The organism is Plantibacter sp. VKM Ac-2885 (assembly GCF_015351205.1).
Lineage (GTDB): Bacteria > Actinomycetota > Actinomycetes > Actinomycetales > Microbacteriaceae > Plantibacter > Plantibacter auratus.
Genome location: NZ_JADKSK010000001.1, coordinates 1,942,937 through 1,967,437, shown reverse-complemented (window position 1 = coordinate 1,967,437; position 24,501 = coordinate 1,942,937). Strand labels below are relative to the sequence as shown.

General features: G+C 69.8%; 19 protein-coding genes, 1 pseudogene and 1 riboswitch. Of the genes and pseudogenes, 6 read left to right on the top strand and 14 right to left on the bottom strand.

The genetic code is table 11. The features are described from left to right. The first annotated feature begins 129 nt into the window (after positions 1–129). A pseudogene (locus ITJ66_RS09475) lies at positions 130–202 on the top strand. An 85-nt stretch (positions 203–287) separates the two neighbouring features. Here the strand turns inward: ITJ66_RS09475 and ITJ66_RS09470 are convergent. From ITJ66_RS09470 to dinB, 6 genes are all read right to left on the bottom strand, one after another. Further along, complete coding sequence (locus tag ITJ66_RS09470; protein ID WP_194644448.1) at positions 288–860, bottom strand: hypothetical protein; 573 nt, start codon at positions 858–860, stop codon at positions 288–290. Beyond that, the gene (locus ITJ66_RS09465; protein ID WP_194644447.1) at positions 857–1,657 is read right to left on the bottom strand and encodes an energy-coupling factor transporter transmembrane protein EcfT; all 801 of its coding nucleotides are present in this window, start codon (positions 1,655–1,657) and stop codon (positions 857–859) included. The genes ITJ66_RS09470 and ITJ66_RS09465 overlap by 4 nt, the downstream gene beginning before the upstream one ends. Beyond that, complete coding sequence (locus tag ITJ66_RS09460) at positions 1,654–3,135, bottom strand: ABC transporter ATP-binding protein (protein WP_370582603.1); 1,482 nt, start codon at positions 3,133–3,135, stop codon at positions 1,654–1,656. Before ITJ66_RS09460 ends, ITJ66_RS09465 begins: the two co-directional genes overlap by 4 nt. 2 nt (positions 3,136–3,137) lie before the next feature. Then, positions 3,138–3,767 carry an ECF transporter S component gene (locus ITJ66_RS09455; RefSeq protein ID WP_194644445.1) on the bottom strand — a complete coding sequence of 210 codons (630 nt, stop codon included), beginning with the start codon at positions 3,765–3,767 and terminating at the stop codon, positions 3,138–3,140. Between the two features lie 36 nt (positions 3,768–3,803). Then, positions 3,804–3,912: riboswitch (TPP riboswitch) on the bottom strand. 50 nt (positions 3,913–3,962) lie between these two features. Beyond that, on the bottom strand, positions 3,963–4,292 hold the full coding sequence (locus tag ITJ66_RS09450) for a hypothetical protein (protein WP_079705686.1): 330 nt from the start codon (positions 4,290–4,292) through the stop codon (positions 3,963–3,965). 9 nt (positions 4,293–4,301) lie between these two features. Then, a complete protein-coding gene (gene dinB, locus ITJ66_RS09445) occupies positions 4,302–5,600 on the bottom strand; it encodes a DNA polymerase IV (RefSeq protein ID WP_085510654.1) in 1,299 nt (432 codons plus the stop codon). A gap of 82 nt (positions 5,601–5,682) precedes the next feature. On the opposite strand from dinB, the gene ITJ66_RS09440 reads away from it, so the two are divergent. After that, positions 5,683–7,008: an acyltransferase gene (locus tag ITJ66_RS09440; RefSeq protein ID WP_194644444.1), complete on the top strand. Its 1,326-nt coding sequence runs from the start codon at positions 5,683–5,685 to the stop codon at positions 7,006–7,008. Here ITJ66_RS09440 and ITJ66_RS09435 read toward each other — a convergent pair. The 4 genes from ITJ66_RS09435 to gatC form a co-directional block, all read right to left on the bottom strand. Continuing rightward, a complete protein-coding gene (locus tag ITJ66_RS09435; protein WP_194644443.1) occupies positions 6,979–7,575 on the bottom strand; it encodes a hypothetical protein in 597 nt (198 codons plus the stop codon). The genes ITJ66_RS09440 and ITJ66_RS09435 overlap by 30 nt on opposite strands. Before the next feature lie 115 nt (positions 7,576–7,690). Continuing rightward, positions 7,691–9,190, bottom strand: a complete 1,500-nt coding sequence (gene gatB, locus ITJ66_RS09430; protein WP_194644442.1) for an Asp-tRNA(Asn)/Glu-tRNA(Gln) amidotransferase subunit GatB — start codon at positions 9,188–9,190, stop codon at positions 7,691–7,693. 3 nt (positions 9,191–9,193) lie between these two features. Then, positions 9,194–10,705 carry an Asp-tRNA(Asn)/Glu-tRNA(Gln) amidotransferase subunit GatA gene (gatA, locus tag ITJ66_RS09425; RefSeq protein ID WP_064295121.1) on the bottom strand — a complete coding sequence of 504 codons (1,512 nt, stop codon included), beginning with the start codon at positions 10,703–10,705 and terminating at the stop codon, positions 9,194–9,196. After that, positions 10,702–11,001 (bottom strand): Asp-tRNA(Asn)/Glu-tRNA(Gln) amidotransferase subunit GatC, encoded by a 300-nt coding sequence (gene gatC / locus ITJ66_RS09420; RefSeq protein WP_064295120.1) that lies wholly within the window; start codon positions 10,999–11,001, stop codon positions 10,702–10,704. Before gatC ends, gatA begins: the two co-directional genes overlap by 4 nt. Positions 11,002–11,091: 90 nt before the next feature. Here gatC and ITJ66_RS09415 point away from each other — a divergent pair, with 90 nt between their 5' ends. Beyond that, positions 11,092–12,813 carry a long-chain-fatty-acid--CoA ligase gene (locus ITJ66_RS09415; RefSeq protein WP_244175457.1) on the top strand — a complete coding sequence of 574 codons (1,722 nt, stop codon included), beginning with the start codon at positions 11,092–11,094 and terminating at the stop codon, positions 12,811–12,813. Between the two features lie 2 nt (positions 12,814–12,815). Here the strand turns inward: ITJ66_RS09415 and ligA are convergent, their stop codons facing one another. After that, entirely contained in the window at positions 12,816–15,143 is a 2,328-nt protein-coding gene (gene ligA / locus ITJ66_RS09410) for an NAD-dependent DNA ligase LigA (RefSeq protein ID WP_194644441.1), read from the bottom strand. A gap of 151 nt (positions 15,144–15,294) precedes the next feature. Between ligA and ITJ66_RS09405 the strand changes: the two genes are divergently transcribed. Next, the gene (locus ITJ66_RS09405) at positions 15,295–16,773 is read left to right on the top strand and encodes a sugar porter family MFS transporter (RefSeq protein ID WP_194644440.1); all 1,479 of its coding nucleotides are present in this window, start codon (positions 15,295–15,297) and stop codon (positions 16,771–16,773) included. A 63-nt stretch (positions 16,774–16,836) separates the two neighbouring features. Here ITJ66_RS09405 and mnmA read toward each other — a convergent pair whose 3' ends face one another. Then, a complete protein-coding gene (gene mnmA / locus ITJ66_RS09400) occupies positions 16,837–17,955 on the bottom strand; it encodes a tRNA 2-thiouridine(34) synthase MnmA (protein ID WP_229938575.1) in 1,119 nt (372 codons plus the stop codon). Positions 17,956–18,015: 60 nt separating this feature from the next. After that, entirely contained in the window at positions 18,016–19,239 is a 1,224-nt protein-coding gene (locus ITJ66_RS09395) for a cysteine desulfurase family protein (protein ID WP_194644439.1), read from the bottom strand. A gap of 68 nt (positions 19,240–19,307) precedes the next feature. Here ITJ66_RS09395 and glgX point away from each other — a divergent pair, with 68 nt between their 5' ends. Both glgX and ybaK read left to right on the top strand, forming a co-directional pair. After that, a complete protein-coding gene (gene glgX, locus ITJ66_RS09390; protein WP_194644438.1) occupies positions 19,308–21,350 on the top strand; it encodes a glycogen debranching protein GlgX in 2,043 nt (680 codons plus the stop codon). 2 nt (positions 21,351–21,352) lie between these two features. Beyond that, positions 21,353–21,844: a Cys-tRNA(Pro) deacylase gene (ybaK, locus tag ITJ66_RS09385; RefSeq protein ID WP_194644437.1), complete on the top strand. Its 492-nt coding sequence runs from the start codon at positions 21,353–21,355 to the stop codon at positions 21,842–21,844. A 23-nt stretch (positions 21,845–21,867) separates the two neighbouring features. On the opposite strand, the gene glgP is transcribed toward ybaK, so the two are convergent. After that, positions 21,868–24,441: an alpha-glucan family phosphorylase gene (gene glgP / locus ITJ66_RS09380; RefSeq protein ID WP_194644436.1), complete on the bottom strand. Its 2,574-nt coding sequence runs from the start codon at positions 24,439–24,441 to the stop codon at positions 21,868–21,870. Positions 24,442–24,501 lie beyond the last annotated feature (60 nt).

Below are 24,501 nucleotides of genomic sequence, written 5' to 3'. Positions count from 1 at the left end.
CCTGCCGGGGGCACCTCACACGACATCGCGGACCCTTCTCATCTCTTGGTCGCAGGTTCGAATCCTGCCGGGGGCACCTCACACGACATCGCGGACCCTTCTCATCTCTTGGTCGCAGGTTCGAATCCTGCCGGGGGCACACCAGAAGCTCTCGCGGACCCTTCTCATCTCTTGGTCGCAGGTTCGAATCCTGCCGGGGGCACACCACCCTTCGACAAGCTCAGGGACCGATGACCGGAACCTGACCCTTCGACCGGCTCAGGGACCGGATACCCGGACGCTCATCGCTATTCGCGCAACCAAGGATTCCAACGTCCACGACTGTCGTGCGCGAGGGTGTCGAGGACGAGGGATGAGACCTGGTCCGCGGCGCCGGTCGCCTCGATGCGGAGGCTGGCGTCGAGGTCGGGCCGCTCCCGCTCGATGAACGCATCCTCCTGGAGAGTCCATCCCGCGAGCCAGTCGACACCGTCACCGCGCCCGATGAGGCGGTCGGTGCGCTGCACCACCGGCGCGTCGAGCCACAGCACCGTGTCGGCGCACACCCGCGACGACCGCGACGATGACCCGCAACCCTCGACGATGAGTGGACGGTCGCTCGGCACGAGGTGCGCCTCCGCACGGGCGGACCGTTCCCAGTCCCAGCGCCGCCACTCCCCCGCGCGCCGCTCGGCGAACGGTTCGAGGATCCACTCGACGAGGAGTCGAGCACCCTCGTCGAGCCCCTCCCACCCCGGATACAGGTCGTCCATGTGGACGACCGTGCTGGCCGTCAACGCGGACGCCACCGAGGAGGCGAGCGTCGTCTTCCCCGTGCCCGACCGTCCGTCGATGAGCAGGACCGGCGGAACCGCGCTCACTGGCCCACGACCCGGAACGTACCGGCGAGGACCGCCGTGGACAGCGCGAGGGCCATGATCGCGATCGTCACCAGGACGGCCAGAAGATCGGCCCGGCCCAGGCGGGACGGTCTGGCCCAGGTGCGTTCGATCGGTGCCCCGAACCCCCGCGCCTCCATCGCCGTCGCGAGTTTGCTCCCGCGGCGGATGGCGAACACCAGCAGCACGAACGCCATGGACGCGAACCGCCGGACCACTCCCCGGTCCCCCAGCCCACGGGCACGACGGGCGAGCGCGAGACTGCGCCAATCGTCGATGAAGAGTCCGAGCATCCGCGCTCCAGCGAGGATCCCGAGCACGAACCGCGACGGCAGCTTCGCGATCTGGGACAGCCCGTCGGCCAGATCGGTCGGATCCACCCGCGCGAAGAGCAGGATCGTCGGGAGACCGAGCGCCAACACGCGGATCGTCACGGCGACCGCCAGTTCGATCGAGTTGTCCGTCACGCGGACGAACCCGAGCGACAGGTACTCCGTCCCTCCCGGCTTCGCGTACAACAGCATGCTGATCCCGCCGATGGGCGCGAAGACGAGCACCGGCAGGGCCCGCTTCAGCAACGCGGTGAACCGCAGGCCGGAGAGCGGAAACAGCATCACTTCGAGCAGCACCGCCGTGCTCGCACTCACCCAGTCGATCGTCAGCAGCAACGGGACGGACAGGATGAGGACGGCCAGCACCTTCGTCACCGGATTCACCCGGTCGAGTGGCGGTCGATCGTGCAACACCGTCGAGCGCTCCGCTGCAGTGACGCTCGTCATGCAGCCCGCCTCCCGAGTTCCAGCGGTTCGAGGAGGATGCGATGGTCGCCCAGATGCTCGACGACCCCCGCGTCATGCGTGACGGAGACGATCGTCGCGCCGCGCTCGAGCTCCTGCTGCAGCAGGCGGACGAGCGACAGCCACGTGCGTCGATCCTGCCCGAACGTCGGCTCGTCGAGGACCATGACCGCCGGTCGGGCGGCGAGGACGGTGGCCACCGACAACCGGCGCTTCTGACCGCCCGAGAGACTGAACGGGTTCGCCTCGGCGAGACGACCCAATCCGAGCGCCTCGAGGATCTCGGAGACCCGCTCGTCGATGGCGGTCCGGGACCAGCGGAGGGCCTGCAGGCCGACACCGAGCTCGTTCCGCACGGTCGATGAGACGAACTGGTGCTCGGGATCCTGGAAGACCGTCCCGATGCGCGTGAGCAACTCGGTGGACTTCCAGCGTATCGGCCGGGATCCCAGCCTGCCGGCGAGCTGCGGAGCGGCGGTCACCGTCCCCGTGATCTCCGGTAGCAGTCCCGCCAGCGTGAGCGCGAGCGTGGACTTCCCCGCCCCGTTGGGGCCGACGATGACGGTCGCCGCGCCCTCGGGCACCGCGAGCCCCAGGTGCTCCTGCACCGGCTGCTTCCGCGTTCGACCGATCGCCAGGTCGTCGGTCGTGATGACCGCCGCTGATGGGCCGGACACCGGACGAGGGGCCAACCCCAGCGGGATGCCCGGCACCCAGACGCCCGCATCGGCCAGGCGCTGCCCGACGTCGTCGAGGACGAGGTCGGGTGGCCCGTCGGCGAGGACACCGCCGTCGGCGTCGAGCACGACGACCCTGGTCATCAGCTCGCGCCAGACGTCGACGCGGTGTTCGATGACGACCAGGGTGGACGAACCGTCATCGACCAGCCGAGCGACGGCGTCCCGCACCTCCGCCACCCCGGCCGGGTCGAGGTTCGCGGTCGGTTCGTCGAGCAGGAGGAGCGAGGGGTGCATGGCGAGTACGCCGGCGAGGGCCAGCCGCTGTTTCTGACCGCCGGACAGCGCCGAGGTCGAGTGGTCCAGCGGCAGGTCCAGTCCAACGGCCTCCAGTGAGGCGTCCACGCGGCGCCAGATCTCCTCGCGCTCGACGCCGAGGTTCTCGCAGCCGAAGGCGACGTCGTCACCGACCTTGGACAGGATCACCTGCGAGTCGGGATCCTGCAGCACGAGCCCGATGCGACCCCTCGCCCGTTCAGGCGGAACGCCGTCCACGAGGAGCGAGCCGTGGGACTCCCCCTCGTCCGCGCCGCCGAGGACGCCGGCCAGTGCGTGGATCAGCGTCGACTTGCCGGCACCGGACGCCCCCAGGAGGAGGACCCGTTCGCCCGGTTCGATCACGAGGTCGAGGTCGCGCACCGCCCAGGCCTTCCGACCGGCATGACGCCACCCCCAGTCCCGCGCGACGACGCGCGCCGGACCGGTCGCAGCCGTTCCCGGCACGATCAGACCTCGCGCCGAGCGTCCCGCCCCGACGCGAACCGACTGAGCGCTCCGGTCGACGCGAGTGCCCTGACGAGTGCCCATCCGACGACACCGGCGAGGATCGCGCCCGAGACGAGCAGCGAACCGAGGTAGATCGCGTTGAACTCGACACCCTTCTCGAGGTTGCCCGACATCACGAGCTCGAGGAGCCACGCGCCGGCCCCGGCTCCGGCACCGGCGAGGATCGCCGGAACGAGGCCGAAGCGCTTGTACGCGAGCGCCGCGAACACCAGCTCAGCACCGAGGCCCTGGGCGAGGCCGGAGTACACCGTCGTGACACCCCATGCGTTGCCGATGAGGGCCGAGACGATCGCTCCGATGGTCTCGACGAGAAGCGCTGCGCCGGGCTTCCGGATGATGAGTCCGCCGAGCACCCCACCGAGGAGCCAGATTCCGACGGCGATCCCGCCGAAACCGGGCGTGACGGCGCTGGCGCCCGCGTACCAGAGTGATCCGAGCGTGTTCCACGCCCAGAAGATGAGGCCGGTCGCGACGCCGAGCACGGCGACCACGACGATGTCGACGACCCTCCAGCGCAAGGTCCGCGACGCAACGCGTTCAGAGGGTGAGATCTTGGTCGATGCTGACACGATACGTGCCCTTCCTGTAGACGGAAAAGAGCACGGGATAGCGAGAAATGGTCTCCCTGCGCTGGCATGATCCAGATCAGGTTCGACGGTCGAAGGCGAATACCTTCCTCTCAGCCCGGTTCACCGGACTCCCGTGGTGGCACGAGTCTAACCCCTGCCGTGCGCAGTCGCACGACAGGGGTGCGACGGGGAGGGCTACTTCTTGAGGGCCTTGATCAGGCCGGCCAGAGCCTTGCCGCTCACCCAGATGAACGGGATCGCGACGGCGATGAGCGAGATGAGGTTCGGGTCGAAACGGAGACCCTCGTCGGTCTTGATGTAGGCACCGACCGGGATCGAGACGCCACCGCCACCGCCGCCGCTCGGGGCGTCGTCGCCGTCGCCCTCGGAGCCGCCGCCGAAGCCGTAGTACGTCAGTGCGACGGGCACGAGCTTCGTGCCGTCGACGTCCTGCTGCTCCCCGTAGGCTGCGGACACGCCGAGCCCCTTCGCCTGTTCTGCCAGCTTCTCCACGAGATTCGTCATACCGCGAGGCTACCGCTCGGTATCCACCGGTCCAAGGGGTTGATCCGTGCTCCCAGCACCCTGCGAGTCTCCGCGACTGCCGAGTCCGCGACGCCTCGGCTTGCCGAGGAGGGAGGCGGGAGCGATCGCGAGATCGCCGAACCGGCTCGCGACCCGGTCGATCGTCTGCTCGGCTTCACGCCACTCCTCGTCCGGGTCCCAGAGCCCGGCACCGGCCTCATCGGCGGGGACGAGCTGGTCGACCTTCACCCCGACGAGGCGCACGAGGCGTCCGCCGCGATCGAGGTCGTCGAACAGCGACGCCGCCTCGTCGTAGACCCGACGCCCGACGTTCGTGGCCTCGCCGATGGTGCGCGACCGGGTGACGACGCTGAAGTCCGCATAGCGGACGCGGATGCTGATCGTCCGTCCGGCGTAGCCGCCCTTCCGGAGCCGGATCGCGACGAGGCCGGCGAGGTTCAGCAGCTCGCGCTTGAGGATGGTCGGGTCCGAGACGTCCGTCGGGAAGGTCACCTCGTGGCTGACGCTCTTCTCGCGTCGTGCCAGCTCGATGCCGCGCGGATCGATCCCGTTCGCGAGCTCGAGGAGTCGGCGACCGGAGGCCTCACCGACCGCGCGCTGGAGCATTGACAAGGGGGTGGAGGCGAGCTGACCGATGGTGCGGATGCCCCGGTTCGTCAGCTGCTCCTCCGTCCGACCACCGACGCCCCACAGCGCACCCACCGGCAACGGGTGGAGGAACGCCAGGGTCTCGTCGGCGGGCACGACCAGCAGGCCGTCGGGCTTCGACAGGCCGGAGGCGAGCTTCGCGACGTATTTCGTCGACGCCAGGCCGACCGAGCACGGCAGACCGGTCGCGTCGAGGACCCGTTGCTTCACGAGCGCGGCGATCGTCCGCGGGCTCCCGAGCAACCGGACCGCACCGGAGACGTCGAGGAAGGCCTCGTCGATGCTCAGCGGCTCGACGAGCGGCGTGACCGACTCGAACACCTCCATCACCCGGTCGGAGTACTCGCGGTACCTGCCGTGGTGGGGCGGCAACACGACGGCGCTCGGACAGAGGCGCATCGCCTGGGACACCGGCATCGCCGCGCGCACGCCGTACCGGCGAGCCTCGTAACTGGCGGAGGTGACGACCGACCGCCCCTCCTTGTTGCCGACGATGATCGGCAGACCGCGCAGTTCGGGCCGTTCCAAGAGCTCGACCGAGACGAAGAACGCGTCCATGTCGACGTGGAGGATGGGGGTACCGCTGTCGTCGGCATCGTGCGCCGAGACGCGACGAGACGCTCCATCCTGCCGACTCATGCCTCCATTGTCGCAGTCGCCTCCGACACGCTCTCCACAAGGGCCGAGGCGGGAGGGCCCGGCGACGCTAGGCTGTCCGGCGATGAGCACGCGAACGCGGACCGGGTCGGCCCCGGCGGTCCCAGACCTCTCCGGGCGGGACCTCGCCCTCGACCTCGTGCGCGTCGCGTGCGTCGTGACGGTCGTCATCGTCCACCTCCTGATGGTCGCGGTGGCCGTCGAGCCGGACGGCGCGATCGGCATCTCCCGAGCGTTGGAGCAGCAACCCTGGTTCGACACGGGTACCTGGTTCGGCCAGATCATGCCGCTGTTCTTCATCGTGGGCGGCTTCGCGACGATCACCGGCTGGCGCAGCACCGTCCGACGTGGTGGCGGGACCAGCGACTTCCTCCGGTCCCGGGTCTTCCGACTCGCCCTGCCGACGATCCCGGTCCTGCTCTTCCTCGCCGCGGGGCTGTGGCTCGCCGGGGCGTTCGGTGTCGACCCCGCCATCATCGAGGCCGTCGCCGCAGGCGTCGGGTCCCCGCTCTGGTTCCTGGCCGCCTACCTGCTCTGCCAGGCGGTCGCCCCGTTCCTCGCCACCTGCCACGACCGCCACCCCTTCCTGACCTGTGCGGCGCTGCTAGCCGGCGTGATACTCGTCGACGTGGTCCGTTACTCGACCGGCCTCCTGGGCATCGGTCTCGTCAACCTGGTGTTCGTCTGGCCGCTGCTGCAGCAGTTCGGGTTCTTCCTGGCCGACGGACGTCTCCGCTCCGTTCCGCGCCTCGTCCTCGTGGCCGTGGTGCTCGTCTCCTACGGTGCGCTCGTGCCGATCACGACCTGGATGCCGTACTCGACCAGCATGCTCGGCAACCTCAACCCGCCGACCCTCCCCCTCGTCGTCCTCGGCGTCGGGCAGCTCGCCCTGCTCGCCCTGGTGCACCCGCTACTCACCGCCATCATGCGGACCCGCGCCGCGCGAGCGGTCGTCTTCCTCATCGGGTCCCGGCTGATGACGGTGTACCTCTGGCATCTCCCCCTGATCATCGCGGTCGCCGGTCTCCAGCTCGCCCTCGGCATCCCCTTCGCGGAACCGCTGAGCGCCGCGTGGTGGTGGACCCGACCGGTCGTGCTGCTCGTCGTCGCGGTCCTGCTCGCGGGCGTCGGCACACTCCTCGGCCGCGTCGAGCACCCCCGCAAGCTGCGCCTCGACCCGGAACGCAAGCCAGCACACGTCGCCGTGTGGATCGCACTCGCGAGCGCCTTCATCATGCCCTTCGCGGAGATCTCCCACCCGCTCACCGCCGCGATGGCGGCTGCCGGCGCTGTCGGCTCGATCATCGCGGTCGTGCTCCTGAACCCGACCCGTCGGCCGGTCGAGCGCGTCGCGAGCGGATCAGACCAGGCCGTGGACCAGCGGCCGTAGCCATTCGCGGAAGGCCTCCCGGTCGTCCCGGAGCGACTCACTGACCACGATCGTGTCGGGCGCGACCACCCAGGCACCCGGTCGGCAGATCGGGAGCACCTCGAGGTCCAACCGGAACGAGCTGGATTGCCGGCGCAACTCGAACTGACGCTCGCGGATGAGTTCGTAGACGTCGGTGAGGCGACTCGGCGATCGGCCTGCGAGCGCGCGCTCGTACTCCCGGATGCGAGCCGACGCCCAGCGGTGCGCGTCGTCGTACGCCCGGTAGGCGAGCTCCTGCAGGTCGAGGGCTCGATCGAACACCTCGAAGTGGGGTGGGCGGACCTCGGCCATGAACAGGCGCGTGTCGCGACGGGCGATCCCGGTCCACCAGCCGTCGAACTGGACGGCGAGCGCGTCGAGGTCGAGGCCGGCGACGTCGATCCGCTCCAGCCCCGGCGTGACTGCCGGAAGCTGCGCGACGCATCGCCCCCCGAGCCCTGCCATGTCGCGGAACGCGAGCGCCAGCATGAGGGCCATCGGAGCGTCTTCCGTGACCTGCCACCGCATGGTGCCTTCGACCAGCATGGCGGAAGTGTATGCCGGGCCAGCAGTCGACACCAGGGCTTCCCCTGGCCGACGACATCGGGCCCGAGCCGCCGTCATCGACGGTGGCTCGGGCCCGAGGGTGCAGCAGTGACCGCTACTGCGAGGCGCGCTCCAGGACGAGTTCGCGCACACGCGCCGCATCGGCCTGTCCGCGCATCGCCTTCATCACGGCGCCGATGACCGCGCCGGCGGCCTGGACCTTGCCGTCGCGGATCTTGGCGAGGACGTCCGGCTGAGCGGCCAGTGCCTCGTCGATGGCGGCGATCAGCGGACCGTCGTCGGACACGAGTGCGAGACCGCGAGCGTCGATGACCTCCTGAGGAGTGCCCTCCCCGTCGATGACGCCCTCGAGCACCTGGCGTGCGAGCTTGTCGTTGAGCGTTCCGGCCTCGACGAGCGCCGCGAGAGCCGCGACGTGCTCGGGTGACACGAGGCTCGTCGCCTCGACGTCGCGCTGGTTCGCGATCCGCGAGATCTCGCCCGTCCACCACTTCCGTGCGGCGGCCGGAGCGGCGCCGGCCTCGACGGTGGCCGTGATCTCGTTCAGCAGACCACCGTTCACGACGTCCTGGAACTCCAGGTCGGTGAAGCCCCACTCGCTCTTCAGCCGACGGCGGCGGACGGCCGGCTGCTCGGGCAGGGCCGCTCGGAGTTCCTCGATGAGTTCGGGCGACGGCACGACCGGGAGCAGGTCGGGCTCCGGGAAGTACCGGTAGTCGTCGGCGTCGCTCTTCGGCCGGCCGGCGGACGTGGCACCGGTGTCCTCGTGCCAATGCCGCGTCTCCTGGACGATGGATCCGCCGTCCTTGAGGATCGCCGCCTGCCGCTGGATCTCGTAGCGGACGGCGCGCTCGACGGAACGCAGGGAGTTGACGTTCTTCGTCTCGGTACGCGTGCCGAGCTTCTCCTGGCCGCGCGGGCGCAGCGAGATGTTGGCGTCGCAGCGGAGGTTCCCGCGCTCCATCTTCGCGTCGGAGATGCCGAGCGCCACGACGATGTCGCGGATCGCGGAGACGTAGGCCTTCGCGATCTCGGGTGCCCGGTGCTCGGTGCCGTAGATCGGCTTGGTGACGATCTCGACGAGCGGCACACCCGCGCGGTTGTAGTCGACGAGCGAGTACTCGGCACCCTGGATACGGCCGGTGGAGCCGCCGATGTGCGTGAGCTTGCCGGCGTCCTCCTCCATGTGCGCGCGCTCGATCGGCACCGTCACGATGATGCCGTCCGCCAGCTCGACGTCGACCGAGCCCTCGAACGCGATCGGCTCGTCGAACTGCGAGATCTGGTAGTTCTTCGCGAGGTCGGGGTAGAAGTAGTTCTTCCGCGCGAAACGGCTCGAGGGTGCGATCGAGCAGCCGAGGGCGAGCCCGAGGCTGATCGAGTACCGCACCGCCTGCTCGTTCACGACCGGGAGCGACCCGGGCAGACCGAGGCAGACCGGCGAGATGTTCGTGTTCGGAGCGTCGCCGAAGCCGTTCGGCGCCGAGGAGAACATCTTCGTCTTGGTGTTCAGCTCGACGTGCACCTCGAAGCCGAGCACCGGCTCGTACAGTTCGAGGGCTTCTTCGTAGGAGAGGAGCTTGTCCTTGGCCATGGGTTACCGACCTCCGAGAGCGGGTGCCTGCGAGATGAGGGTGTGCCCCCACGTCGATTCGAGAAGCGCCTCGAGGGCGGCGCCGACCCGGTAGAGCCTGGCGTCCTCCCGTGCTGGCGCCATGAACTGGATGCCGACGGGCAGACCGTCTTCCGGGGCGAGACCGATCGGCACGCTGATGCCGGGCACGCCGGCGAGGTTCGCCGGGATGGTGGTGACGTCGTTCAGGTACATCGCCAGTGGGTCGTCGATACGCTCGCCCAGCTTGAACGCCGTCGTCGGGGCGCTCGGGCTCACGAGGACGTCGACCTGGTCGAACGCCGCCGCGAAGTCGCGCTGGATGAGCGTCCGGACCTTCTGGGCGCTGCCGTAGTAGGCGTCGTAGTAGCCCGCGCTGAGCGCGTACGTGCCGAGGATGATCCGTCGCTTCACCTCGGGACCGAAACCGGCCTCGCGCGTCGCGGACATGACCTGCTCGACCGTGCCGCCACCCTCGGGCGTGACCCGCATGCCGAAGCGCACCGAGTCGAACTTCGCGAGGTTGCTCGACGCTTCGGCGGGGAGGATGAGGTAGTAGGCGGCGACGGCGTACTCGAAGTTCGGAGCGGAGACCTCGACGATCTCGGCACCGTTCGCCTCGAGTACCGCGAGCGCCTCCTGGAAGCGGCTCTTCACGCCGGCCTGGAAGCCCTCGCCGTTGAGCTCGGTGACGACGCCGACCCGGAGGCCGCGCAGCACGTCGCCGCGCGCGCCCTCGCGGGCCGCAGCGGCCATCGACGGCCAGGCGTCGCGGAGCGAGGTGGAGTCGAGGGCGTCGTGCCCGGCGATGACGTCGTGGAGGAGGCCCGAGTCGAGGACCGTGCGGCTGACCGGCCCGACCTGGTCGAGCGAGGAGGCGAGTGCGATCGCCCCGTAGCGGCTGACCGCGCCGTAGGTCGGCTTCACGCCGACCGTGCCGGTCACGTGCGCCGGCTGGCGGATGGACCCGCCGGTGTCGCTGCCGAGGGCGATGGGCGCCTCGAACGCGGCGACCGCGGCAGCGGAGCCACCGCCGGAACCGCCGGGGATGCGGTCGAGGTCCCACGGGTTGTGGGTCGGGCCGTATGCGGAGTGCTCCGTGCTCGAGCCCATGGCGAACTCGTCCATGTTCGTCTTGCCGAGCGGCACGAGACCGGCGGCACGCGACCGGGCGACGACGGTCGCGTCGAACGGTGACAGGTACCCCTCGAGGATCTTGCTCCCCGAGGTGGACGGCATGTCCGTCGTGACCAGCACGTCCTTGATGGCGAGCGGGACGCCCGCCAGCTCGCCGAGGTCCTCGCCCGCGGCCCGGCGTGCGTCGATGTCGGCGGCGACGTCGAGTGCGTGGTCCGACACGTGGAGGAAGGCGTGGACGTCGCCGTCGACCTGCGCGATGCGGTCGAGGTGCGCCTGGGTGGCTTCGACGCTGGAGACCTCGCCAGCGCGGAGCTTGCTCGACAGCTCGGCTGCCGTGAGACCGATCAACCCGCTCACTGCTCCTCCCCCAGGATCGCCGAGACCTTGAAGCGACCGTCGGCCGATTCCGGCGCGTTCTGCAGCGCCTGCTCCCGCGTGAGCGTGTTGCCGACGACGTCGTCGCGGTACACGTTCTCGAGCGGGATCGGGTGGCTCGTCGCCGGGACGTCAGGCGTGGCCACCTGCTGCACCTTCTGGATGTTGTCCACGATGGAGTCGAGCTCCGTCGTGAGGTGGGCGATCTCGTCCTGGCTCAGGGCGATTCGAGCGAGGTTCGCGAGATGCGCGACCTGCTCGGTAGTGATTTCCGACATGCGTCTCCCGTACGTGTAGCGGTGGCGGTCGCTCCAGTCTATTCGCCAGGGACGTGGTCGTCCGTCGGGCTCCGCCCCTACAGTGGAACGGTGACCCAGAACGACTCGAGCAGCCGTCCCCGTCCCCCGCACGAGCGTCCCTGGCTCGCGAGCTACGCCGCCGACGTGCCGGACGACATCCCTGAGCAGACCGGCAGCCTCGGCGATCTCGTCGAAGCCTCCGCCGCGAGCTACCCGGACGCCGTCGCGCTGGAGTTCTTCGGGTCGACCACCACCTACACGGAGCTCGAGGCGCTCATCGCCCGTGCCGCCGCCGGCCTGCGCGCACTCGGTGTCCGGGCGGGAGACCCCGTCGCCCTCATGCTCCCGAACTGCCCGCAGCACATCGTCGCGTTCTACGCGGTCCTCAGGCTGGGCGCCGTCGTCATCGAGCACAATCCGCTCTACACCCCCCAAGAGCTCCGCCACCAGTTCGAGGACCACCGCGCGACGTTCGCGATCGTCTGGGACAAGGTCGCCGAGCACCTGCAGGACTTCCCGGCCGACCTGGCGGTGCACTCGCTCGTGACGATCGACGTGACCCGGGCGATGCCGCTCCACATGCGCGCCGCTCTCCGTCTGCCCATCCCGAAGGCGAGAGCCTCACGGGCTCAGCTCACCGCGCCGGTCTCGGGCACCGTGCGGTGGGAGCAGCTCCTGACCTCGGGGCCGCTGCCGGCGAGCCACCCGAAGCCCGCGACCGACGCCCTCGCACTCATCCAGTACACGAGCGGGACGACGGGCTCGCCCAAGGGGGCCGCACTCACCCACGGCAACCTGCTCGCGAACGCGGCGCAGTCCCGCGCCTGGGTGCCCACGGTCAAGCGCGGGGAGGCCGTCGTCTACGCGGTGCTCCCGATGTTCCACGCCTACGGCCTGACGCTCTGCCTGACGTTCGCCATGAGCATGGGCTCGCGCCTCGTCCTCTTCCCGAAGTTCGACCCGGCGCTCGTCCTCAAGGTCATGAAGAAGCGACCGCCGACCTTCCTGCCCGCCGTCCCGCCCATCGCCGACCGACTCCTGACCGCGGCGACCGAGCAGGGCGTGTCACTGCAGGGCACCGAGATCGCCATCTCGGGCGCGATGCCGCTGCCGCACGACCTCGTCGTCCCGTTCGAGGCCGCGTCCGGCGGCTTCCTCGTCGAGGGCTACGGCCTCTCCGAGTGCTCACCGGTCATCTCGGCGAACCCGGTCTCGACCGCGCGGAAGCCTGGGACCATCGGTCTCCCGCTGCCGAGCACCGAGGTGCGCGTCGTGGATCCCGACGACCCGGAGACCGATCGTCCGGCCGGCGAGGCGGGCGAGTTGCTCGTCCGTGGCCCGCAGGTCTTCCACGGCTACTACAACAAGCCCGAGGAGACCGCCGCCGTCCTGCTCCCGGGCGGTTGGTTCCGCACCGGTGACATCGTGTCCATCGACGAGGAGGGGTTCATGACCGTCGTCGACCGGATCAAAGAGCTCATCATCACCGGCGGGTTCAATGTGTCGCCGAGCGAGGTCGAGCAGGTGCTCCGCGGGCACGCGTCGGTCGCCGACGCCGCCGTCGTCGGGCTCCCGGATCCCCACTCCGGCGAGCAGGTCGTCGCGGCCGTCGTCGCGGCTCCCGGTGCCACCGTGGATCCGGATGCCCTCCGAGCCTGGGCGCGGGAGATCCTCACCCCGTACAAGGTGCCGAAGCGGGTCGTCGTCGTGGACGAACTCCCGAAGTCGCTCATCGGCAAGGTGCTGCGCCGCCAGGTCCGCGACGAGCTGCTGCAGGCCGACCAGGACTGAGGTCAGTCGGTCGGCACCTCGTCGGCGGACGCCGCACCCTCGGCTTCATCCTCGGCCGGGGCGTCCGGCTCGCCGAGTGCTGCTGGACCCGCGGAGACGAGCAAGGCGAACTGCTCGGCGTCGATGATCCGCAGACCGAGCGCTTCGGCCTTTGCGAGCTTCGACCCGGCACCCGGGCCGGCGGCGACGAAGTCGGTCTTCTTCGAGACGCTCGACGCCGCCTTCCCACCCGCCTGCACGATCGCTTCCAGCGCGCCCTCCCGGGTGAAGCCCTCGAGCGAACCGGTGGCGACGACGGTGACACCGGACAGCACACCACCGGCCGCGATCGCCGCGCCCGGCCCCGGGTGTCCGGGTGTCGCCCACTGCACGCCCGCCGCAGTCCACTCCTCGACGATCTCGCGATGCCAGTCGACCTCGAACCAGGCGATGAGGGCGTCGGCGATGATCCCGCCCACGCCGTCGACCTCTGCGAGCTCGTCGCGGGTGGCCGCACGGATGGCGTCGAGCGAACCGAAGTACTCCGCGAGTGACCGGGCGGCGACCGGGCCGACGTGGCGGATGTTGAGTGCCACGAGCAACCGTGCGAGCGGGCGGGTCTTCGCGCCGTCGAGGTTGGCGAGGAGTTCGATCGCGTTCTTGGACGGCACCGAGGACTCGTCGCCGTCGAACTCGGCCGCGGCCGGATCGTGCACGCCGTCCTTCTTGGCGCGTCGGCGGCGGAAGGGCGTGACGCGCTTCTCGGATCCGTCCTCGTTGAGCTTGGGCAGCCCGGTCTCGTTGTCGCGGACGATCACCGTGACCGGGAAGATGTCGGCCATCGTGAGCGAGAAGAGTCCGGCCTCGGTCGTCAGCGGTGGTTCCGCGGGCTCCACCGGCTGGGTGAGCGCCGCTGCCGCCACCTCGCCGAGCGCCTCGACGTCGAGCGCGCCACGGGAGCCGATGTGCTCGACGCGTCCGCGCACCTGCGCCGGGCAGCTCCGCGCGTTCGGGCAGCGCAGGTCGATGTCGCCCTCCTTCGCGGGGGCGAGGGGGGTACCGCACTCGGGGCAGTGCTCGGGCATGACGAACTCCCGCTCCGAACCGTCGCGGAGCTCGACCACCGGGCCGAGGACCTCGGGGATGACGTCGCCGGCCTTCCGGAGGACGACGGTGTCGCCGATGAGCACCCCCTTCGCCTTCACGACGTCCTGGTTGTGCAGGGTCGCCTGACGCACCTCGCTGCCGGCGACGAGCACCTTCTCCATGACAGCGAACGGGGTGGCGCGGCCGGTGCGCCCGACGCTCACGACGATGTCGAGCAGTTTCGTGTTCACCTGCTCGGGCGGGTACTTGTAGGCGATGGCCCATCGCGGAGCACGACTCGTCGCGCCGAGCTCGCCGTGGAGCGCGAGATCGTCGACCTTCACGACGACGCCGTCGATCTCGTGCTCGACGCTGTCGCGGTGGGCGCCGAAGTACTCGATGAAGTCCGCCGCACCGGTCGCCTCGTCGTGGACCCGGTAGTGCGAGGAGGTCGGGAGCCCCCAGCTGTGCAGCAACTCGTAGACCTGTGACTGCCGGGCGACGGGCGGCTGTTCCCACGCGCCGATGCCGTGGACGAGCATCTGCAGGCGGCCGAGCCGGTCGTGCATGAGTGCGAGCTGGGCCGGGTTCTTGCTCTCCGCCTTCTGGCGCAGGGAACCGCTCGCCGCGTTGCGTGGGTTGGCGAAGACCCGTTCACCGGCCGCCGCCTGGTTGGCGTTCAGTTCGCGGAAGGCCTCGACCGGGAAGAAGATCTCGCCCCGGACCTCGACGACCTCCGGGAACTCGACCTCGGGGTCGGACGACGTCAGGCGCTCGGGGATGGAACGGATGTACCGCACGTTCTCCGTGACGTCCTCGCCGACGACGCCGTCGCCGCGCGTGGCCGCGCTCACGAGGCGGCCGCGCTCGTACCGGAGGTTGATGGCGAGGCCGTCGATCTTCAGTTCGCAGAGGTACTGGACGGACCCTCCGGCGTCGCGCTCGACCTTGGCGGCCCAGGCGAGGAACTCCTCGATCGAGAAGACGTTGTCGAGGCTGAGCATGCGCTCGAGGTGGGTGACGGGGGCGAACAGCGTGGTCTCGGCACGCCCGCCGACGGTCTGGGTGGGGCTGTCCTGGCTCTGCAGCTCGGGGAACAGACGCTCGAGCTCCTCGAGCCGCCGGAGCATCGCGTCGTACTCTTCGTCGGAGGCGAGCGACTCGTCGCGCTCGTAGTACGCGTCGCGGAGCTCGAGGATGCGCGAGGTGAGTTCCTCGGCCTCGGTCGATGCCTGCTGGAGGGTCTGTCCGGTGCTGTTCGCCACGGCGTCCAGTCTACGAGCGGCGTCCGACACCGGCGGGCGCTTGACACCCGGCACGTCCTCCCGGATGTGCGCAACGGGGTCGGGACGGGTCTCATCGAGGAGTATGGTGTCGCAGTGCCGCAGGAACCATGCGCGCGGAATCGGAGGAACCATGTCCCAGTCCAGCAGTCCGGGAACGGGGGCGGCTCTTACCAGCAAGCAGCTGACCGCGCGCGTCATCGGCATCTCCGTCTCGGCCGCGGTCGGTGGCTTCCTCTTCGGGTTCGACTCCTCCGTGGTGAACGGCGCGGTCGACGCGATGCAGGACCACTTCGCGCTCAGCGAGGCGCTCATCGGCTTCGCGGTCGCGTCAGCGCTGCTCGGTTGCGCGCTCGGCGCCTACCTCGCGGGCCGGATCGCCGACAGCCGCGGCCGCATCTTCACGATGCTGCTCGGTGCCGGCCTGTTCTTCATCTCCTCCTTCGGAGCCGGCTTCGCCTTCTCCCCCTGGGACCTCGTCATCTGGCGCATCGTCGGCGGACTCGGTATCGGCATCGCCTCGGTCGTGGCTCCGGCGTATATCGCCGAGATCGCGCCGAGCGCCATCCGAGGTCGTCTCGCCTCGCTGCAGCAGCTCGCCATCACGCTCGGCATCTTCGCCGCGCTCCTGTCCGACTCCGTCCTGGCGGGCGCCGCCGGCGGCGCCTCGAACCCGCTGTGGTTCGGCGTCGAGGCCTGGCGCTGGATGTTCATCGCCTGCGCGCTCCCGGCCGTGGTCTACGGCGTGCTCGCGATGCGGCTCCCCGAGTCGCCCCGGTTCCTCGTCCGCAAGGGCAAGTCGGACGAGGCCCGTCGGATCTTCGCGACCGTCTGGCCGCAGGAGGAGGTGGATCGCGCCGTCAAGCTCGCCGAGCAGGCGGTGAAGGACGATGAGCAGCAGAAGAAGGCGACCCTCTGGGGCGGACGCTTCGGGCTCCTGCCGATCGTCTGGATCGGCATCATCCTGTCGATCTTCCAGCAGTTCGTCGGCATCAACGTGATCTTCTACTACTCGACGACGCTGTGGAAGGCCGTCGGGTTCCAGGAGTCCGACTCGCTCCTCATCTCGGTCATCACCTCGGTGACGAACGTCGCGGTCACCGTCGTCGCCATCCTGCTCGTGGACCGCATCGGTCGACGGCCGATCCTCCTCGCGGGTTCCATCGGTATGACGGTCTCGCTCGGCGCGATGGCGATCGCGTTCACACAGTCGGTCACGGACAGCGCCGGCGAGGTCTCACTGCCCCAGCCGTGGGGCACGATCGCCCTGGTGGCCGCCAACGTGTTCGTCGTCGCGTTCGGCGCGTCGTGGGGACCGCTCGTCTGGGTGCTCCTCGGCGAGATCTTCCCGAACCGCCTGCGCGCGAAGGCACTCGGTGTCGCGGCGATGGCGCAGTGGATCGCGAACTTCCTCATCACGGTCAGCTTCCCGGCCCTCGCCGCGTTCTCCCTGCCGGTGACCTACGGCATGTACGCGCTGTTCGCGCTCCTCTCGTTCGTCTTCGTCCTCGCGAAGATCCCCGAGACGAACGGCCTGACGCTCGAGGAGGCGGAGACGCTCTTCGTCAAGAAGCCCAAGAAGTCCAAGGCGGGCGCACAGACCCGATCCTGACGACCGACGCGGAACGCCCGACGAGCCTGCCGGCTCGTCGGGCGTTCCGTCGTTGCGGCGTCCTCAGGCGGAGGCGGCGGCTCCGACGGGCACCGCACTGACGGTGCGGTCGATCGTGAACTGGCCGAGGACGCGCGTCCCGCTGTACAGCACGGCGGTCTGTCCGGGAGCGACGCCGTCCAGCGGCGTCTCCGGGTGGACGACGAGCTCGCCGTCGACGAGCGTCAGTGCGGCGGGGACCGGGTCGGCGTGCGCACGGATCTGGACGTCGCACGGGATCGGTGCGACACCGACCTCCGGAGCCCTCCCAGCCCAGGTGAAGCGCGAACCGGCGATCTCGCCGATGGCGAGCGCCTCCTTCGGCCCGACGACGACCGTGTTGTCCTTCGGACGCACCTCGAGGACGAAGCGCGGACGTCCATCCGGCGCCGGCACGCCGAGGTGCAGGCCCTTGCGCTGGCCGACGGTGAAGGCGTGCGCACCCTCGTGCGAACCGACGACGGCTCCGTCTCGGTCGAGGACCTGGCCGGTCTCGGTGCCGACCCGCTCCCCCAGCCAGCCCTTCGTGTCGCCGTCGGGGATGAAGCAGATGTCGTGGCTGTCGGGCTTGTTCGCCACCGTGAAGCCGCGCTCCGCGGCCTCGGCTCGGACCTCGGCCTTCGACGGTGTCGCGCCGAGCGGGAACATCGAGTGCGCGAGCTGTTCGGCGGTGAGCACGCCCAGGACGTACGACTGGTCCTTCGCCCAGGCACTCGCGCGGTGCAGCTCACGATCGCCCTCGGGGCTCGTGACGATCGTGGCGTAGTGACCGGTCACGACCGCGTCGAACCCGAGGTCGAGCGCCTTCTCGAGCAACGCCGCGAACTTGATCTTCTCGTTGCAACGCATGCACGGGTTCGGGGTCCGGCCGGCGCGGTACTCGGCGATGAAGTCGTCCACCACGTCGAGCTTGAAGCGCTCCGAGAAGTCCCACACGTAGTACGGGATGCCGATCAGGTTCGCCGCACGCTGGGCGTCCATCGAGTCCTCGATGGTGCAGCACCCGCGACTGCCGGTGCGGAGCGTGCCCGGCATCCGGCTGAGCGCCAGGTGGACGCCGACCACCTCATGGCCTGCGTCGACGGCGCGTGCCGCTGCCACGGCGGAGTCGACTCCGCCACTCATCGCTGCCAGAACTTTCACCGGGCAAGTCTACGCGCCAGCCGCTGGACGGCCACCCGCAAGCGGTGACGGGACGGCTGCTCAGGGACGAGCGCCCAGCGCCGTGTCGCGGTCGGCGGAACCGGCCCGACTCGCCTGTGCGTACGCGCGCGGCAGGGCCTGGAGGAAGTCGTCCACGTCCGTCTCGGTCGTCGTCCGACCCAGCGTGATCCGGAGGACCGATCGGGCCTCCGTCTCCGGGCGTCCCATCGCGAGCAGGACATGCGACGGTTCCGGGACGCCGGCCTGGCAGGCGGAACCCGTCGAGACCGCCACCCCTGCGAGGTCGAGGAGGAAGAGCATCGAGTCTCCCTGTGCGCCGGGGAACACGAAGTTCGCGTTCGACGCGAGTCGCTCGCTGGGATCACCCGTCAGCTCCGCCTCCGGAACGGTCGCGCGCACGCCGGCCACGAGTCGGTCGCGCAAGGCGCTGAGACGCTCCTGCTCCGCGGTCCGCTCGAGCGCCATGAGCTCCGCGGCGACGGCGAACCCGACGGCTGCCGCGACGTCCTGCGTGCCGGAGCGGAGTCCGCGCTGCTGTCCGCCACCGTGCTGCAACGGCTCCACCACGGCTGCGCGGCTCACGACCAGGGCTCCGATCCCCACTGGACCACCGATCTTGTGCGCGGAGACGCTGAGCGCGACGAGACCACTGGCACCGAGCGATCCGGATGCGGCGCGAAGGTCGGCGAGGTCGATGGGGAGGTGTCCGTAGGCCGAGACCGCGTCCAGGTGGAACGGCACCTCGGCCGCTGCGGCGAGCGCCGCCAGCCGGACGACGGGCTGGATGGTGCCGACCTCGTTGTTCGCCCAGAGTGCCGTCGCCACGGCGATGTCGGGGCCGTGGTCGGCGAAGTGCTCGGCCGCCGTGTCGAGTGAGACCCGGCCGAGGTCGTCGAGCGGGATCCAGAGCGGGGACGCCCCCTCGTGGCGTTCGAGCCATTCGACGGTGTCGAGCGTGGCGTGGTGCTCGCCTGCCGGTGCGAGTACGGCGGCGCGGCGTCGATCCTGCTGGCGGTGCCAGTAGAGCCCCTTGAGGGCGAGGTTGATGGATTCGGTTCCGCCTGAGGTGAAGACGAGTTCGATGGGGTCGCACCCGAGGGTCGCTGCGACCCGCTCACGCGCCTCTTCGAGGAGGCGGCGGGCCTGCTGCCCGGGGCCGTGGATGGAGGCGGGGTTGCCGACGGTCGCCATCGCGGACGCGTAGGCCTCGATCACCTCGGATCGCACCGGGGTCGTCGCGGCGTGGTCCAGGTACACCACCATGCCGCTCCTCCCCTCGCCGCGGTGTCCGCGGATCTTCGCGCACTCCCGCACTCACTACTGTAGAACCCATGAACGCTGGTGACCCCTTCCACGATCTCGGCGTCCGCCTCGGCCCGTCCGGTGGTGAGCTCCGTGTGTGGTCCGAGCACGCGGATGCCCTCGAACTCGTGATCTTCGACGACAAGGATCTGAACTGGATCACCCACTCGGTCGAGATGACCCGAGACGACGATGGAATCTGGAGTGGGAGTTCCGAGGAGCTGGTGCTCGGCCGACGCTATGCGGTCCGCGCTTCCGGGCCGTCCTCGCCGAACAACGCCTTCGACCCGAGCCTGCTGCTGCTCGACCCCTACGCCCGCGGCCTCGCCCGGGTGTCGGCCGAGCAGTGGCGTTCCGTCGTCGTCGACGACGCGTTCGACTGGGGCGGTGTGCAGAAACCCCGTGTCCCGCTCGACCGGACCGTCGTGTACGAGGCGCACGTCAAGGGGCTGAGCAAGCTGCACCCGGATGTCCCGGAGGAGCTGCGGGGCACGTATGCGGGCCTCGCCCACCCCGCGATGATCGCGCATCTGCACGATCTCGGCGTGACGAGCGTCGAACTGCTTCCAGTGCACGCGTTCACCTCTGAGCAGCGTCTCATCAAGCAGGGCCTCGTCAACTACTGGGGCTACAACACCCTGAACTTCTTCAGTCCACACGCCTCCTACGCGACGAGGACAGCTCAGGCGGGTGGAGCGGACGAGGTCCTCCGCGAGTTCAAGGGCATGGTGAAGCTGCTGCACCAGGCCGGCCTCGAGGTCATCCTCGACGTCGTCTACAACCACACCGCCGAGGAGGGGCCCGGCGGCCCCCGCACGAGCTTCCGCGGCATCGACAACGCGACCTACTACCGTCAGGACGCCACCGGCGCCTACATCGACGTGACGGGCTGCGGCAACACCGTGGACTTCGGCCACCCGGTCCCGCAGCAGCTCGTACTCGACTCGTTGCGGTACTGGGCGGACGAGGTGCAGATCGACGGCTTCCGGTTCGACCTCGCCGCGACGCTCGGTCGGAACGAGGCGGTCGAGTTCACGCCCGACCACCCCCTGCTCGAGGCGATCGTCCACGACCCGTCGCTCGTCGACGCGAAGATGATCGCCGAGCCCTGGGACGTCGGGATGGGCGGCTGGCAGACGGGGAACTTCCCCGCCGGTTGGCACGAGTGGAACGACCGGTACCGGGATCGCGTCCGCAACTTCTGGCTCTCCGACATCGACTACGCGAGACGGGCGGACGCCCCGGTCGGGATCGGTGGGTTCGCGACCCGTCTGGCCGGATCGAGCAACACCTTCTCCGCTGAGCGCGGTCCGCTGGCCTCCGTCAACTTCATCACGGCCCACGACGGGTTCACCCTGGCCGACCTCGTCTCGTACGACGTCAAGCACAACGTCGGGAACGGCGAGTCCAACCGCGACGGCACGGACAACAACCGTTCCTTCAACCACGGTGCCGAGGGCCCGACGGACGACCCCGCGATCCTCGCCGCTCGTCGTAAGGCGATGCGGAACCTGCTCGGCACGCTCCTGCTGTCGGCGGGTGTCCCGATGCTCACGGCGGGCGACGAGTTCGGGCGGAGTCAGCGCGGCAACAACAACGCCTACTGTCACGACTCCGAGCTGACCTGGGTCGGATGGACGAGGGAGCCTTGGCAGGACCAGTTGCTCGCGCACAGCCGCCGGCTCCTCGAACTGCGCCGCGAACACCCCGCCCTCCGACCGGAGCACTTCGCCGCCGCCGGGACGACGGTGCCCGGCGCGAGCGTCATGGACTGGTTCGACGCCTCGGGCGGGACCATGAGCACCGAGGACTGGACGAGCCCGCGGAACCGGACACTGCAGTTCTTCTCGACCAGCACGCCGGAGTCAGAGGACCTCGACCGCGTGCTGCTCATCGTGCACGGCGTCGAGCAGCCGGTCGAGGTCACCTTGCCCGAGCACGAGGGCGTGACCGCGTTCGTGCTCATCTGGAACTCCGCGGACGACGCACCGATGTCCGAGGAGGAGCAGTTCCTCCCCGGCCAGACGGTCCCGGTCTCGGCGACGTCGATGCAGCTCTTCCGAGCCGTCTGACGATGGCGAAACGCAGGGCCGAGGGCGGCGGCACGCCGGCGACGGTGACGTTGACCTCGCTGGGCATCCCCTTCACCCCGCGCTCCTACCGACACGACCCGTCGGTGACGGCCTTCGGTCTCGAAGCCGCCACGGCGCTCGGGGTCGACCCGCCCAGGGTGTTCAAGACCCTGCTGGCGGAGGTGGACGGGTCGCTCGTCGTCGCGATCGTCCCGGTCGCCGACCAACTCGACCTCAAGGCGCTCGCGGCGGCCCTCGACGGGAAGCGGGCGACGATGGCGGACCCTGCCGTCGCCGAGCGGAAGACGGGCTACGTGGTCGGCGGCATCAGCCCGATCGGGCAGCGCACCACGCTCCCGACGGTGCTCGACGAGAGCGCCTTCGAGCACGAGACGGTGTTGGTCTCGGGTGGTCGGCGCGGGTTCGACCTCGAACTCGCCCCGTCCGACCTCGGATCGGCCGTCTCCGCCGTCGTCGCGCGGATCGCCAGATAGTCGGATCCCTCGAGGAGATCGCCCTACTGGTCCGCCACGGCGACGAGCCCGAGCTCCGCGGGGGTGAGGAGCAGCCCGTGTCTCGGCACGATGCGCACCGTGTACCCGAACCCTCCGGCCCGATCGAGGGGAAGCGTCCCCGCGTACTCGAGCGTGTGCTCCGGCCGACTCGTCGACGGGGACTGCTGCTGCTCGAGCGGCTGCGTCCGGATCTCGAGCAGTTCTCCCCCGGCACCGGGTACCCCGCAGACCACCTCGACGGTCACGTCCTCGGGTGACAGCGATCCCAGCTGGACGTAGGCGCGCAGCCGCAGCACGTCACCGACCTGCGGGACCGCGTCGACACCGCCGCTCTCGACATGGGCGACCGCCAGCTGTGGCCAGGCCTCGCGCACCCGCTGCTTGTATGCCGCGAGCTCGCGCGCCCGCTGCTGATCGGACGCGTTCAGCTCGCGCTCCATCGCCGCCGCCGGGAGGTACATGCGCTCCGTGTATTCGCGGACCATGCGGTCGGCACTGAGCGGTTCGGACAGCGTCGAGATCGTGTGTCGCACCATCTGCATCCAACGCTGCGGCAGCCCGTCGTCCTCGCGCTCGTAGAACCGGGGCACCAGCTGGTGCTCGAGGATCTCGTACAGCGCCGTGGCCTCGAGGGCGTCGCGTTCCTCGTCGTCCGCCGCCCCGTCCGCCGACGGGATGACCCAACCGTTCTCGCCGTCCGCGTACTCGTTCCACCATCCGTCGAGGATCGACAGGTTCAGTGCTCCGTTGAGCGCGGCCTTCATGCCGGACGTCCCGCAGGCCTCGAGGGGACGCAGCGGGTTGTTCAACCACACGTCACAGCCGGGGTAGAGCGTCTTGGCCATCCCGATGCCGTAGTCCGGCAGGAAGACGATGCGCGATCGGAGCTCGGGATCCTGGGCGAACTGTACGAGGCGCTGGATGAGTCGCTTGCCGTCGTCGTCCGCCGGGTGTGCCTTGCCCGCGACGACGATCTGGACGGGCCGTTCGGGGTGGAGCAGGATCGCGCGCAGTCGGTCGGGATCGCGCAGCATGAGGGTGAGCCGCTTGTAGCTCGGCACCCGCCGGGCGAACCCGATCGTCAACACCTCGGGGTCGAGCAGTTCGTCGATCCAGGACGGGAGCACCGCTTGCGGGTTCTGGGTCCGATAACCATCGGCGATCCGGCGCCGTACGTCGGCGACGAGGCGCTCCCGCATCCCGTGCTTGCGCGACCAGAGCTCGGCGTCCGAGAGCGACGGATCGGACCAGTCCGCCCGACTCGTGTCGGTCGTCCCCCACCGGTCCACGGCGAGGTCGACGAGCGACGGATCGGTCCAGCTCGGGGCGTGGACTCCGTTCGTGATCGACGTGATCGGCACGTCCGAGACATCGAAGCCGGGCCAGAGGCCTCGGAACATCGCCCGGCTCACCTCGCCGTGCAACCGACTGACGCCGTTCGCGCGCTGCGCCAGACGCAGGCCCATGATCGCCAGGTTGAAGACGTCGGCCGAGCCGCCGTTCGCCGTCTCGTCGCCGAGTGCGAGGACGTCCGGTGCGGCGACGCCCGGGAGTAGGTCACCGCTGAAGTAGCGCGTGATCACCTCACGGTCGAACCGGTCGATCCCGGCCGGAACGGGGGTGTGCGTCGTGAAGACGGTCCCGCCGCGCACGAGCTGCAGCGCCTCGTCGAAGGAGAGTCCGTTCCCGACGAGGTCGCTGATCCGCTCGAGCCCCAGGAAACCGGCGTGGCCTTCGTTGGAGTGGTAGACCTGCGGCAGCGCGTGGTCCGTGAGCTCGCTCCACTGCTTGATCGCTCGGACGCCGCCGATGCCGAGGAGGAGTTCCTGCAGGAGTCGATGCTCGCCGCCACCGCCGTACAACCGGTCCGTCACCCCGCGCAGGTCGGCGACGTTCTCCGGGATGTCCGTGTCGAGCAGCAGCAGTGGCACCCGACCGACCTCGGCGATCCAGACCCGTGCCGACAGGCTCCGGTCGTCGGGGAGCGCCAGGGTGACGGTGACCGGTGTCCCGTCCGGTTCCCGGAGCACCGTGACCGGGAGTCCGTCGGGGTCCTGCACGGGATAGGACTCCTGCTGCCAGCCGTCGTTCGTGATCGACTGCGCGAAGTATCCGGAGCGGTAGAGGAGGCCCACGCCGACGAGCGGCACACCCAGGTCGGACGCGCTCTTCAGGTGGTCGCCGGCGAGGATGCCGAGGCCGCCCGAGTACTGCGGCAGGGCCGCGGCGATACCGAATTCGGGCGAGAAGTAGGCGATCGTCTGCGGTTTCGGGTCCGGGAGGCCCTGGTACCACCGCGGCTCCTCCAGGTACCGGCGGAGGTCGGCGTGCAAGGCGTCGGCCCGGCCGACAAAGTCCGCATCGGCGGCGAGTTCCGCCAGTCGCTCCGGTGTCACGAGTCCGAGGCCGCTGATCGGATCGTGGTCGGACTCGCGCCAGACGTCCGGTGCGATCTCGTCGAACAGGCGCTGCGTCGGCTCGTGCCACGACCACCGCAGGTTCGCAGCAAGGGCGGTGAGCGAGGTCAGGGACTCGGGGATGAGCGCGCGGACGGTAAACCTGCGGATAGCCTTCACGCGCTCACTCTATGGCAACCGCAGCGGCCGCTCAGGGCACGGCAGCGCCCGAGGCCTTAG